This window comes from Halomonas sp. YLGW01 (genome assembly GCF_014840935.1).
GTDB lineage: Bacteria > Pseudomonadota > Gammaproteobacteria > Pseudomonadales > Halomonadaceae > Onishia.
In genome coordinates this window covers 730,414-744,044 of sequence record NZ_CP062005.1, presented here as the reverse complement: position 1 = coordinate 744,044, position 13,631 = coordinate 730,414, and the positions used below count along the sequence as shown (strand labels likewise).

Genomic DNA, 13,631 nt, shown 5'->3' with positions numbered 1-13,631 from the left:
GTTACCTAGTGCTGGATAGTGTTGCGGGTTTCTTACACGGCTGAAATATATAAACCATTGATTAAACTATTGTTTATAGTACCAAGGTATATACCACCAAGATCGCCTCCTTGCCCCCAGCTTGACGTCACATCAGCCCTATTCGGCGTCATGCCAATTCGTCATGATCAGGGTGGCGTGACACTTCAAGCGTCACCACCAGGCCACCGCCGGGATGATTGGCAAGCCTCATCTCCCCGCCATGGGCACGCAGGATGTGCCGGGCGATGCCGAGCCCCAGGCCACTACCTCCGGTGTGTCGGCTCCGCGAAGGCTCGAGGCGCACGAAGGGTGCGAAGACGCGCTCGCGCTGTCCCTCGGGAATGCCGGGGCCATGATCACGCAGGGTGATCCTGAGCCTCGCTGCACTGTCCTCGAGATGCACCTCGGCGCGCTTTCCATAGAAGACGGCATTCTCCAAGAGGTTGGCCAGGCAGCGCTTGAACGCCAGGGGCTTGGCGGCAAGCGGCCTGGCCCGTCCGCTGACCGTCACCTCGCCGCCCTGCAGGGCCATCTCCTCGGCGAGGCCATCGAGCAGCGCACGGACATCGACCGGCTCGATGGCCTCGTGCAGGTCGAGCCCCCTGACCGACGCCAGGGCTCCCTTGACCAGCAGATCCAGCTCGTCGAGGGCGGCACAGAAGCGCTCGCGCTGATGCTCGTCCTCGAGCATCTCGGCGCGCAGTCGCATGCGCGTCAGGGGGGTCTTTAAATCGTGGGAAATCGCCGTGAAGAGCCGCTCGCGCTCCTCGACCTGGTGCTGGATGCGCTGCTGCATGCGGTTGAAGGCCACCGCCGTACCCGCCACCTCGCGGGGACCCGTCTCGCGAAGCGGTGGGCTATCCAGGTCATCGCCGAGCTGGCGAGCGGCCCTCGCCAGCCGAGCCAGCGGCCGGGTGGCGCTACGAATGCCGAGCAGCGAAAGCCCGATCACCGTCAGCAGCACGATCAGCGCCGCGAAAAGCCGCTCGCCGGACAGCCAGCCCTCCTCGAACAGCTCCGGCACCGGCAGCAGGGTCGCCACGTACAGCCAGCCCTGGGCCCCCAGCGGTAGCTGCACGACGAGGATCGGCGGATCGATGGGATCGAGCAGCAGGCTATGCCCGCCCCAGCGGGGCGGCAGATCGTGCAGCAGCACCTCGTTGTTGAGCAGGCGCAGGGTGTCCGGCGAGGAGAATTCCACCCGGGCGTCGTCGACGCCGAGCTCGGAGGCGAGGATCTCGTGGAAGTTGTCGATCACCACCGCCTGGGCGGGCCCCTGGCCGATGTCCTTTACGGGAATACGGTGGTCGTTGATGCTGACGAAGAAGCGTGTGCCGCCCATGTCGCGCAGCTGATCGAGCACGATATGACGATAATCGACCGGCAAGGAACGGAAGAAGCGCACCGTGGAGGCAACACTGTAGGCGACGTTGCGGGAAAGCTCGTCGACCTGTTCGAGGCGGCTGTCCCGGGCCTGATGGGTCCAGAGCGCGTAGCTTGAAAGCTGCGCGCCGAGCACCCCGACCAGCATGATCAGCACGAAGCGCCCGCGCAGGCTGCCCGGCAGCCCCCGGGCCAGGGTCTGCCTCAGGCGCCGCCAGGGCGTGTCTGGGTTCGTGTCGAGGTTTTTATCAGCGCCCGGTGCCGCGCTCTTGTTAGCGCCCGATGCCTCGCTTCTCCTATCAGCGCCCGGTGCCGCGCTGGTATCAGCACCAGATGAAGCGCTCCTGTCAGCGCCCGAGTCCTCGCCGTGATTAGCGCCCGCCCCCTCGCTCACGTCAGCGCGTCCACCCGGGTCGCCAGCACATAGCCGGCGCCGCGCACGGTGCGGATCAGCTGGGAGTGCTGGGCATCCTCGCCCAGCCGCTGGCGCAGCCGGCAGACGTGCACGTCGATGGAGCGGTCCAGCGGCGGTGCCGGCCGCCCGCGGCTCAGATCATAGAGCGCCTCCCGGGACAGCACCTGCTCGGGGTGTTCGAGGAACACCTGCAGCAGCTGGAAGTCGGCGCCGGACAGGGCGCTGCGCTCGCCGTCGCCATCGATCAGCTCGCGGGTCACCCGATCGAGCCGCCAGTCGCCGAAGGCCACCAGCCGCGCCTGATCGGGGTGCGATTCGGGGCCCTGCTCGGACAGGCGGCGGGTGCGGCGCAGCACCGCCTTGATACGTGCCAGCAGCTCGCGGGGGTTGAAGGGCTTGCCAATGTAGTCGTCGGCGCCGAGCTCGAGACCCAGGATGCGATCGGTCTCGTCGGCGCTTGCCGTGAGCATGATGATCGGCACCTCACTGTCGCGGCGCACCCGGCGACAGATCGTAAAACCATCGTCGCCCGGCAGCATGAGATCGACGATCAACAGATCCGGTCTCTCGCCGGCCAGCAGTGCCTCCAGCGCCTCGGCATCTTCGGCCACCAGGGTGCGATAGCCGTGGCGGCCGAGATAGTCGGCCAAGAGCTCGCGGATTTCCGGGTCGTCGTCGACCACGATCAGGGTGGCGGGAGGATGGGTCATTGCGGCAGGTATCGCAGCAGAGGCATGGCAGTCCGAATCCATGGCGCCGACTGGGGGCGTATCGCCCCCGGACCGGTCGTGATGAAGTTCAAGGCAGTCTGCTGCGATCATGGTGGATGCCATGATGGCCCGGCAAGATGATTGCGACCAAGGTGGTAGGGCCAGCGCGTCCCCCAAGCCGGTCGATCATCGGGATCATCTATCGCCAGGGACATCGATCATCAGAGCCATCGTTCATCAGAGCGACCGACGCGCCGGGCTGCTAGTCGAGCAGGCGTTCGCGAAGCGTCCTGGCGACGGCGGCGTCATCGTGATGACCGATGCGAGTGGCTCGCGGCACCCGCCCGGGCAGCTCGGGATGGGCGTTGGCCATCACGAAGGCCTGGCCGGCCAGGTCCAGCATCTCGGTGTCATTGAGGTTGTCACCGAAGGCCAGGCAGGCCTCGGCGGGCAGCCCCAGCCGCTCGAGCAGTCGCGCCAGGGCGGTGCCCTTGTTGACCCCACCGGCCATGATCTCAAGCGAACCGGGCAAGGAGTACGTCAGGTGCAGCGCCGTGCCATGGCGCTCGCGCACCTGCGCCTCGATGGTGGCCAGCTCGGCGGGCTCGCCGATATAGAGCACCTTGCCGACGCCTAGGCCATCGAGCTCGTCGGGCTCGGCCACGCGGTAGCCAAAGCCGGTATGGGCATGCAGCGCGAGCAGCTCCGGCGCCGGGGCGTCGATCAGCCAATCGTCGTCGCGATAGAGATTCAGGCGCATGCCCTCCGGGCGCTCGAGCGCGATCAGCTCCCGGGCCAGGGCCTGTGGCACATGCTGGGTCGCCAGCACGGCATCGTCCGGGCCATGCAGGTAGGCGCCGTTGGTGCTGATGATATGTGCCTGCACGCCGAGCCGCTCGCGCAGGGGCAGGATGTCCCGGTAGTGGCGTCCGGAGGCGATGGCCAGATGATGGCCCTGCTCGGCCAGGGCCTGGAAGGTGTCGACGGTGTGCGCGTCCAGATCATGCTTGGCGTTGAGCAGGGTACGGTCGAGGTCGGTGACGATCAGCTGTGGCGACATGGGGACTCCTTGGCGGCTCTGTCGACAGCATACCCAAGGGAGTCGATGGCTGTCTGCGCCCAGCGTGGCGCAAGGTCGCGCCTAAGGCCTTGATTGGCCGTGAACAGCGCGCCACAACCCCGCGCCACGATTGGCGCCGCGCGGCCAAATCCGTATAGTGGCCCCCACTCTTCCCGCCATGCAAAAGTGTCCGATGCTTCAGAATAACTCGATGCTTGCCCAGCTCAAGCAGCAGATCCGCGATACCACGCCCCGGGTCGAGGGCGTGATCAAGGCCACCGACAAGGGCTTTGGCTTCCTCGAAACCGACGACGGCGACTCCTACTTCGTGCCGCCCCCCGCCATGAAGCAGGTGCTGCACGGCGACCGCGTACAGGCCGTCCTCAAGGAGGAAGGCGAAAAGACCTCGGTCGAGCCGGATACCCTGCTGGAGATCGGCCTGCAGCGTTTCGTGGCGCGGGTCCAGAAGCGTGACGGCCGCCTGGCCGTAGTGCCCGACCACCCGTCGGTCAAGAACGTGCTCAAGGCGCGCATCAAGCGCAGCCTCGACGAGGACAGCATCGCCGATGGCGACTGGGTCGTGGCCCGCCTGGTGCGCCACCCCCTGAAGGAGGGCGACCGCGGCTTCTTCACCCAGATCGACGAGCTGGTGGCCAAGAGCGACAACCCGGCGGTGCCTTGGCGCGTGACGCTCGCCCGCCATGCCCTCGAGCAGGCCTCCCCGGAAGCCGGCGACGACTGGCCGATGGCCGACGAGGGCCTCGAGCGCGAGGACCTGACCGCCGAGCCCTTCTTCACCATCGACGGCGAGAAGACCCGCGACATGGACGACGCCCTGCGCGTCGAGACCCTGGACAACGGCGGCTGGCGCCTGACGGTGGCGATCGCCGATCCCACCGCCTACGTCGACGAGCGCCATGCCGCCGACCAGGAAGCGCGCACCCGCGCCTTCACCGTCTACCTGCCGGGCCAGAACGTCACCATGCTGCCGGAAGTGCTGGCCGACGACCTGTGCTCGCTGTGGGAAGGCCGGGAGCGCCCGGTGCTGGCCTGTGCGCTGGACATCGACGCCGAGGGCAACCTGGGCGACTACCGCTTCTTCGCCGCGACCATGACCTCGAAGTCACGCCTGGTCTACGATCGGGTCTCCGACTGGATCGAGGGTCAGGGCGACTGGACGCCGGATGAGGCCATCGCGCCGCAGCTCACCGCCCTGCGCGACCTGACCGAGGCGCGCAGCGCCTGGCGTGCCGCCAACGCGCTGGTGTTCAAGGATCGCCCGGACTACGTCTTCGACCTGGACGATGCCGGCAACGTGCTGAACATCCGCACCGAGGAACGGCGCATCGCCAACCGCATGATCGAGGAATCGATGATCGCGGCCAACGCCTGCTGCGCCGACCTGCTGGCGGACAAGGTGGGTCACGGCATCTTCAACGTGCACCGTGCCTTCGAGCCGGAGAAGGCCGATGCGGCCCACGAGTTCCTCGCCGCCCAGGATATCCAGGTCGAACGCGAGGCCCTGCTCGAGCTGCCGCGCTATCGCGAGCTCAAGCGCGAGCTCGAGGCCCGCGACGATGCCTGGCTCGACGTGCGCCTGCGCCGCTTCCAGGGCTTCACCAGCATGTCTGCCCTGCCCGGCCCGCACTTCGGCCTGGGCCTTGCCGCCTACGCCACCTGGACCTCGCCGATCCGCAAGTACGGCGATATGGTCAACCATCGCCTGATCAAGCGGGTGCTGAAGGGCGAGAGCGCCCCGGCCGAGGCCAGCCAGGCGCTGACCGAGCAGCTCACCGAGCGTCGCCGCCTCAATCGCATGGCCGAGCGCGACGTCAAGGACTGGCTCTATGTACGCTACCTGACCGAGGCGGCCAAGGAGCAGCAGGAGTTCGAGGCCGAGATCATCGCCGTCAACCGCGGCGGCATGCGGGTGCGCCTCACCGAGAACGGCGCGACCGCCTTCATCCCGGCGCCGCTGATGCACAGCGAGCGTGACAAGGTGGTGATCGACGACAAGGAAGGCCGCATCCAGATCGAGGGCGAAGAACGCTTCAAGCTCGGCGACATGACTCGCGTGGCCCTCACCGAGGCTCGCGAGGAGACTCGCTCGCTGGTGGCCCGCCCAGCCGCCTGACCTTAGGCTACATCACGCTGCAACGAAACGGCGACCCCATCCGGGTCGCCGTTTTCGTCTGCGCCTCCGTCTTATCCCCCGAGTCGTCGAGCGATCGCATTGCCTCGCCACTCTTGAGCCGGAGCCCCCGGCAACAGGAGATGGCGCTGCACCTCGCCGGCATCACCATGTTTCATGCCCCGGACAGTGGTGGCGTGCACACCTGTCTGCAGGCCAGGCATCGCCACCTGGCGACCTCAGCCGGCCACACCCCCTCGCGCTGGGGCCCCGTCGGCCTATCCGGCAGTCGTAGTTTGCTATCGGTTGTGGCAACCTTACGTGAGCATACTAATAAAAGGTGCCGAGCAGGCCTCTCAACGAGTCCCCGGAACCGATGCAAGGGAACCTGTTCATGGCCCATCGCTGGGGGCTGCGCGGCCAGTCCACTCTGAGCCTGTTATTTGCCTTTCTGCTCGCATTGATCCCGACCTTGCTGATCGGCTGGCAAGCCATCGACGACGTCCGCCACCATTTCGGCACCCGCTACGCCGAGCAATACACCCTGCTGCACATGCAGCGCATCCTGACACCGGTCTCCCGAGAGCTCGCCCTGTCGCAGCGTTTCGCCGACTCGGTAGTCACCCGGGAGTGGCTGGCCACCCCCGAAGACGCCGACAGCCGCGACCGCTTCTTCCGTGAGGCGGAAGGGTTTCGCCGCCAGTTCAGCGGCCAAGCGTACTTCATCGTCCATCATGCCACAGGCCACTACTACTTTAACGATGAGGCCTCCCACGAGAGCCGCTCGCCCCGCTACCGGCTCGACCCGGAGGACCCGGACAGCGCCTGGTACTTCGCGACCATGGACAGCGGTATCGGCTACAACATCAACGTCAATGTCGATACCAAACTGGATCTGGCTAAGGTCTGGTTCAACGTCAAGATCCTGGAGGATGGCCGCCCCCTCGGCCTGGCCGGCGGCGGACTCGACCTGAGCCGCTTCCTCGATGACTTCCTGCGTCAGAGCGCTCCCGGCCTGACCCCGATGATCGTCGATCCCCGTGGCGCCATCCAGGCGCATCCCGACTATGACCGGCTGGCGCTGGGCTCCGGCGCCCAGACCGAGCTCGACGACAGCACTCCACGCCTGCAGGCCCTGCTCGGTACGGCCGAGCAGCGCACCCAGCTGGAGGCGGCGATGGGCGAGGCTCGCCAACGCCCCGGTGAGGTACGCTCCCTGGATCTCCTGCTGGAGGGCGAGCCGCGCCTGGTCACGGTGGGCTACCTCCCCGAGCTGAAGTGGCTGATGGTATCGTCCCTGGACCTGAAGAGCGCTCACCTCTTCGAGGGCAGCTGGCTCTGGCCGCTGCTGGGCGCCCTGGCGCTGATCCTCGCCATCCTGATGGCCGGCTTCGCCTATGGCATCGACCGCCTGATCCTGGCGCCCCTGCGCCGACTCCAGCATTCGGCGCAGGCGATCGCCGACGGTGACTACAACAATCATCTCCCCACCGAGCGCGGCGACGAAATAGGCGAGCTGTCACGCGCCTTCGCCCACATGGCCCGTCGGGTGGAGCGCCACACTCAGGAGCTAGAAGACAAAGTTCACCATCGCACCCGCGACCTCGAGGCCACCAACGCCGAGATGGCCGCCGCCCGACGCCAGATCGACGCCTCCCTGGAGTATGCCAGCATCATCCAGCGCGCCATTCTGCCCCGTCGACAGATGGAGACCCAGCTGGCCGCTCATCATGCGGTGCTGTGGCGTCCTCGTGACCAGGTGGGCGGCGACTTCTATGTCTTTCGCGCCACCGATCACGGCTACCTGATGGGCGTCATCGACTGCGCCGGTCATGGGGTGCCGGGGTCGCTGATGACCATGCTGGCCCGGGCGATCATCGACAATGCCATTCTTAAGGTCGGTGCGGATGACCCGGCGGCCATTCTCAACGAGACCGACCGTCAGAACCGTGCCACCCTGCATCGGGAAACCTTGCCCTCTTCCATCGCCACCAACATGGACGTGGGCCTGGTATGGGTCGAGCATGGCGCCGAACAACTGACCTTCGCCGGGGCCAAGATGTCACTCTATGAAAGCGATGGCGAGCGCTTGCGAGTCCACGCCGGTGGCAAGCGTGCCCTGGGCCAAAAACGGGCCATGACCTACGAGAACCAGCGCATGCCGCTGCATCGGGGCTGGACCTATACACTCTGCTCTGACGGCTTCCTCGACCAGGCCGGAGGCGAGCATGGCTTCGGCTTCGGCAATCGTCGCTTCGAGGCCATGTTGCAACGTCACGCCAAGGCCCCGCTTGATGCACAGATTCTCGCCTTCGAAGCCGAGCTGGATGCCTATCGCGGTGAGCATGTCCAGCGTGATGACATCACCCTGCTGTGCTTTAGTTTCGATACGGCTTCCCGAACAGGGCAGCCTCGGTCCCGCCCTGCATCGAGTACCTGACCCGGAGACATCATGGATCTGCTGAGCCTGCGCGACAATTATCTACAACAGCGCATCATGCTGTGCTTCAACGGCCCGATCTCGCGCAGCCTGATCGAGGAGATCGGGCATGCCCTGCGAAACTACCTGAACAGCCAGGCCGCCGCGCCGCCGGCGGCCATGGACGTCTTCGCCGTCTATATCGAGATGACCCAGAACATACGTCATTACGCCCGTCTCCATGGCTACGACGAGGCGGAGGCCACCGCCACCATCGCCGTGGCCCGCGACGACCAGGAGCATTATCTGGTCTCGGCCGGCAACCTGGTGGAGAACGCCGACGGCAGGCGCCTGGTCGAGGCCGTGGAGCACCTGGCCGGGCTGGATGCCGCCGAACTCAAGCGCGCCTACAAGACGCAGTTGCGCCGCCCCCGGGACGAGGCCGCACCCAGCGGCGCGGGCCTTGGCCTGATCGACATGGCACGCAAGTCGTCCCGCCCACTGGAGGCCCGGCTCCAGCCGTTGCCCTCCGGTCGCAGTTTATTTAGCCTGACAGCCACCATCTGAACGGTCCCTCGCCATGAGCCATGATCTGAACCTTCCCGGCAGCGTCTCCACTCCCGCGATCCACAGCGACTGGCAACGCGGGCGCCTCTACATGCAGGGCGACTCCTACCCGGAGAACTCCTTTGAGCTATTCAGCCAGGTCATCGACTGGGTCGAGGCCTTCCTTGAGCGCTCGTCCGCTCCCCTCAACCTCTCGCTGGAACTCGTCTATCTCAATACCAGCTCGGTCAAGGCGATGATGGATGTCTTCGACCTGCTCGAAGACGCCCACCAGAAGGGCCGCGAGACGACCGTCACCTGGCAGTACGACCCCCGCAATGACCGCATCGCCGAGCTGGCCGAGGAGTTCAAGGAAGACTGCAGCTTCCCCTTCGCCATCCGGCCGCTGGGAGAGCCGGCGTGAGCCAACGCGACCAGGCACTGCTGGACGAGATCGCGGCCCTGCTCGGCGAAGAGATCCACCGGGAGCACCCGCTGCATTCGGCACTGCAGCGGCTCTATCGCCACCACCTGCTCCAGTGCGACCGCTTGGAGCGGCTGATCAGCATCGCCGACGGCTTTCAGGAGAGTGCCCGGAAGGATCTCCATTCCACGCGCTTCCAACTGGAGCGGCAGCAGCGGCGTCAGCGCAAGCTGTCGCGCATCGCCGACCGCTTCCAGGACCTGCTGCACGAGCGTAACCAGGCCCTGGAAGACGCCTCGAGTCATGACCCCCTGACCGGCCTGGCCAACCGCCGGCGCCTGCACCATCAGCTTGGCCGGATCACCGAGGCAAGCGCGCAAGACGCGCGGCCCTTCTGCGTGGCCGTGGTCGATATCGATCACTTCAAGCGCATCAACGACCGCTATGGCCACACCGCCGGAGATCGGGTGCTGGTGGCCCTCGCCCGTGCACTCCAGGCCGCGGTGCGAACCAGCGACCTTTGCGGGCGCTGGGGAGGCGAGGAGTTCCTGGTGGTGCTGCCGGATACCGATCTGGATCGGGGCGAGACCCTGGTCGAACGCCTGAGCCACCAACTGCGCGAGCTCGACCTGACCCAGGACGCCACGGGACGAACGATGGCCGTCACCGTCAGTATCGGCATTGCCGAACATCGTTCTCAGGAAGAGTACCGCGAGACCATCCACCGCGCCGACCAGGCCCTGCTGGAGGCCAAGCGGCGCGGACGCGATCGCTGCTGCCTGGCCAGCGGCTAGCAGGCCCACTCCAGCCATCACAACCGGTCCGGACACAAAAAAGGGCACCCCGAGGGGTGCCCTTGTGCCATGAGGCGGGTCGCTGGCTTACCAGCCGGTGACCTGCTTCAGGGCATCGCCGATGTCGGCCAGGGAGCGCACGGTCTTGACGCCCGCCGCTTCCAGGGCGCCGAACTTCTCGTCGGCCGTGCCCTTGCCGCCGGAGATGATGGCGCCGGCGTGGCCCATCCGCTTGCCGGGAGGCGCAGTGACGCCCGCGATGTAGGCGACCACCGGCTTGGAAACGTTGGCCTTGATGTAGGCCGCGGCTTCTTCCTCGGCGGTGCCGCCGATCTCGCCGATCATGACGATCGCTTCGGTCTGCGGGTCCTTCTCGAACATCTCGAGGATATCGATGAAGTTGGAGCCCGGGATCGGGTCACCGCCGATGCCGACGCAGCTGGACTGGCCGAAGCCGTGGTCGGTGGTCTGCTTGACGGCTTCGTAGGTCAGGGTGCCGGAGCGCGACACGATACCGACCTTGCCCGGCTGGTGGATGTGGCCCGGCATGATGCCGATCTTGCACTCGCCCGGGGTGATGACGCCCGGGCAGTTCGGGCCGATCAGGCGCACGCCCAGCTCGTCGCACTTGACCTTGGCATCGAGCATGTCGAGTGTCGGGATGCCTTCGGTGATGCAGACGATCAGCTTGATGCCACCGTTGGCGGCTTCAAGGATGGAATCCTTGCAGAACGGTGCCGGCACGTAGATCACGGACGCTTCGGCGCCGGTCGCGGCGACGGCTTCCTTGACGGTGTTGAACACCGGCAGGCCCAGGTGCTCCTGGCCGCCCTTGCCCGGGGTCACGCCGCCGACCATCTGGGTGCCGTAGGCGATGGCCTGTTCGGAGTGGAATGTCCCCTGGCCACCGGTGAAGCCCTGGCAGATGACCTTGGTGTTCTTATCGATCAGGATACTCATTACTTGCCCTCCGCTGCCTTGACGACCTGCTGTGCCGCGTCAGTCAGGCTGGTAGCAGCGATGATGTTCAGACCGCTGGACGCCAGTTTCTCGGCACCCAGCTCGGCGTTGTTGCCTTCCAGACGTACCACGACCGGCACGTTCACGCCGACCTGCTCGACGGCACCGATGATGCCCTCGGCGATCATGTCGCAACGCACGATGCCGCCGAAGATGTTGACCAGTACGGCCTTGACGTTGTCGTCGGACAGGATGATCTTGAACGCTTCCGCCACGCGCTCCTTGGTGGCGCCACCGCCCACGTCGAGGAAGTTGGCCGGGCTGCCGCCGTTCAGGTTGACGATGTCCATGGTGCCCATGGCCAGGCCAGCGCCATTGACCATGCAACCGATGTTGCCGTCGAGGGCCACGTAGTTCAGCTCCCAGGCGGCCGCTTCGGCTTCACGCGCGTCTTCCTGAGACGGGTCCTGCATGGCCTGCAGGTCCGGGTGACGGTAGAGGGCGTTGCCGTCCAGGCCGAGCTTGGCGTCGAGGCAGTGCAGGTTGCCTTCGTCGGTGATCACCAGCGGGTTGATCTCGAGCAGGGCGAGATCCTTGTCGTGGAACAGCTTCGACAGGCCCAGGAAGATCTTGGTGAACTGCTTGATCTGTTCCTTGTTCAGGCCCAGGGCGAAGCCGAGCTCACGCGCCTGATACGGCTGCGCGCCGACCAGCGGATCGATCTCGGCCTTGAGGATCTTCTCCGGGGTTTCCTCGGCGACCTTCTCGATCTCCACACCGCCTTCGGTGGAGGCCATGAACACCACGCGACGGGTGGTGCGGTCGACGACGGCGCCCAGGTACAGCTCGTTGGCGATGTCGGTGCAGTTCTCGACCAGGATCTTGGCAACCGGCTGACCGTGCTCGTCGGTCTGGAAGGTCACCAGGTTCTTGCCCAGCCACTGCTCGGCGAACGCCTGGGCTTCTTCCGGGCTCTTGATCAGCTTGACGCCGCCGGCCTTGCCGCGGCCACCGGCGTGGACCTGGGCCTTGACGACCCACTTGTCACCGCCGATCTTCTTGCAGGCTTCTGCTGCTTCTTCCGGGGTATCCACGGCAAAGCCCTTGGATACCGGCAGACCATAATCGGCAAACAGCTGTTTGCCCTGATACTCGTGAAGGTTCATCGTGTCATGCCATTGGTTGCATTTGACTCGAACGATGACCGTGGCCCGCCACGACTGTAGCGGGCCAGGTCATCCCCGTTCGCCCCGGACCGGCCGGGGCGAGGCGCCGCTCGGGAAGGCGGCGCTCGTTGTTCGACGACTTACTTGCGCTTCTTGCGATTGGCCATGTGGATGGCGTGACCGTCGACCGCCAGGGCGGCCTCGTGCACGGCTTCCGACATGGTCGGATGCGCATAGCAGGTCAGCGCCAGATCCTCGGCGCTGGAGCCGAATTCCATGGCAATCACGCCCTGGGCGATCATCTCGCCGGCATGCTGGCCGACGATGTGCATGCCCAGCACGCGGTCGGTCTCGGCATCGGTGATCACCTTGGCCATGCCCTCGGTGGCATTGTTGGCCATGGCGCGACCGCTGGCCGCGAACGGGAAGGAGCCGGACTTGACCTCGATGCCGGCCGCCTTGGCTTCCTGCTCGTTCATGCCCACCCAGGCGACTTCCGGGAAGGTATAGATGACGCTGGGGATGGCGTCGTAGTTCATCTCGGCCTTATGGCCGGCGATGATGTCGGCGACCATGATACCTTCTTCGGACGCCTTGTGGGCCAGCATCGGGCCGCGCACCACGTCACCGATGGCGTAGACGCCCGGCACGCTGGTGCGGCAGTGATCGTCGACGAAGATGAAGCCACGCTCGTCGAGCTTGACCCCGGCATCGTCGCCCAGCAGGCCCTGGGTGTAGGGACGGCGGCCGACGCAGACGATCAGCTTGTCGAAGGTGATCTCCTTGTCGCCCTCGCTGTCGGCGTACTTGACGACGACCTCGTTGTCCTTGATCTCGGAGCCGGTGACCCGGGCGCCCAGCTTGATGTCCATGCCCTGCTTCTTGAGCAGCTTCTGAGTTTCCTTGGCGACGGCCTGATCGACCATCGGCAGGAAGCTGTCCATGGCCTCGAGGACGGTGACCTCGGAGCCCAGACGGTTCCACACGCTGCCAAGCTCGAGGCCGATCACGCCGGCGCCGATCACGCCGAGGCGCTTGGGCGTCTCGTCGAACTCCAGCGCGCCGGTGGAATCGACGATCAGGCCCTCGGTGAGCGGGGTCGGCGGGATCTCGACCGGCACGGAGCCGGAGGCGATGACGATGTTATCGGCTTCATAGACGGCCTTCTCGCCGTCCTTGCTGACCTCGACCTGCTTGCTGGAGAGCACCTTGCCCAGGCCCTCCAGGGCGGTCACGCCGTTGGCCTTGAACAGGCCGGCGATGCCGCCGGTCAGGTTCTTCACGATCTTGTCCTTGCGGGCCATCATCTTCTTGACGTCCATGGTGACGTCGCCCGCCTGGATACCCATGTCGTCGAAGTCGTGCTGCGCTTCGACGAACTTGTGGGAGGCCTCGAGCAGCGCCTTGGACGGGATGCAGCCCACGTTCAAGCAGGTACCGCCGTGCACGGTCTTGCCGTCCTTGCCGATCCACTTCTCGACGCACGCGGTCTTCAGGCCCAGCTGGGCGGCACGAATGGCGGCGACATAGCCACCGGGGCCAGCACCAATGACGATCAGATCGAATTTATCGGCCATGCTTTCCTTCCTGTTGTCGGTTCGC

11 protein-coding genes are annotated in these 13,631 nt (G+C 65.9%); 5 read left to right on the top strand and 6 right to left on the bottom strand.

Features of this window, described 5'->3' with window-relative positions; all coding sequences use genetic code 11:
* Positions 1-148: 148 nt before the first annotated feature.
* The 3 genes from IEJ03_RS03445 to IEJ03_RS03435 all read right to left on the bottom strand — a co-directional run bounded on the left by IEJ03_RS03445 (position 149) and on the right by IEJ03_RS03435 (position 3,589).
* Positions 149-1,552, bottom strand: a complete 1,404-nt coding sequence (locus IEJ03_RS03445; RefSeq protein WP_192037161.1) for an ATP-binding protein — start codon at positions 1,550-1,552, stop codon at positions 149-151.
* 242 nt (positions 1,553-1,794) lie between these two features.
* Entirely contained in the window at positions 1,795-2,529 is a 735-nt protein-coding gene (locus IEJ03_RS03440) for a response regulator (protein ID WP_192036321.1), read from the bottom strand.
* Positions 2,530-2,791: 262 nt separating this feature from the next.
* Positions 2,792-3,589, bottom strand: coding sequence for an HAD family hydrolase (locus IEJ03_RS03435; RefSeq protein ID WP_192036320.1), 798 nt, complete (start codon positions 3,587-3,589; stop codon positions 2,792-2,794).
* Positions 3,590-3,782: 193 nt separating this feature from the next.
* On the opposite strand from IEJ03_RS03435, the gene IEJ03_RS03430 reads away from it, so the two are divergent.
* The 5 genes from IEJ03_RS03430 (at position 3,783) to siaD (ending at position 9,903) form a co-directional block, all read left to right on the top strand.
* Positions 3,783-5,723: an exoribonuclease II gene (locus IEJ03_RS03430; protein WP_192036319.1), complete on the top strand. Its 1,941-nt coding sequence runs from the start codon at positions 3,783-3,785 to the stop codon at positions 5,721-5,723.
* Between the two features lie 391 nt (positions 5,724-6,114).
* Positions 6,115-8,160, top strand: coding sequence for a biofilm regulation protein phosphatase SiaA (siaA, locus tag IEJ03_RS03425; RefSeq protein WP_192036318.1), 2,046 nt, complete (start codon positions 6,115-6,117; stop codon positions 8,158-8,160).
* A gap of 12 nt (positions 8,161-8,172) precedes the next feature.
* Complete coding sequence (siaB, locus tag IEJ03_RS03420; protein WP_192036317.1) at positions 8,173-8,706, top strand: biofilm regulation protein kinase SiaB; 534 nt, start codon at positions 8,173-8,175, stop codon at positions 8,704-8,706.
* A 13-nt stretch (positions 8,707-8,719) separates the two neighbouring features.
* Positions 8,720-9,109 (top strand): biofilm regulation phosphoprotein SiaC, encoded by a 390-nt coding sequence (gene siaC, locus IEJ03_RS03415; protein WP_192036316.1) that lies wholly within the window; start codon positions 8,720-8,722, stop codon positions 9,107-9,109.
* Complete coding sequence (gene siaD, locus IEJ03_RS03410) at positions 9,106-9,903, top strand: biofilm regulation diguanylate cyclase SiaD (protein ID WP_192036315.1); 798 nt, start codon at positions 9,106-9,108, stop codon at positions 9,901-9,903. The genes siaC and siaD overlap by 4 nt, the downstream gene beginning before the upstream one ends.
* An 87-nt stretch (positions 9,904-9,990) precedes the next feature.
* Here the strand turns inward: siaD and sucD are convergent, their stop codons facing one another.
* From sucD to lpdA, 3 genes are all read right to left on the bottom strand, one after another.
* The gene (sucD, locus tag IEJ03_RS03405; RefSeq protein ID WP_192036314.1) at positions 9,991-10,863 is read right to left on the bottom strand and encodes a succinate--CoA ligase subunit alpha; all 873 of its coding nucleotides are present in this window, start codon (positions 10,861-10,863) and stop codon (positions 9,991-9,993) included.
* Positions 10,863-12,029 (bottom strand): ADP-forming succinate--CoA ligase subunit beta, encoded by a 1,167-nt coding sequence (gene sucC / locus IEJ03_RS03400; RefSeq protein WP_192036313.1) that lies wholly within the window; start codon positions 12,027-12,029, stop codon positions 10,863-10,865. Before sucC ends, sucD begins: the two co-directional genes overlap by 1 nt.
* A gap of 140 nt (positions 12,030-12,169) precedes the next feature.
* Complete coding sequence (lpdA, locus tag IEJ03_RS03395; RefSeq protein WP_192036312.1) at positions 12,170-13,606, bottom strand: dihydrolipoyl dehydrogenase; 1,437 nt, start codon at positions 13,604-13,606, stop codon at positions 12,170-12,172.
* Positions 13,607-13,631 lie beyond the last annotated feature (25 nt).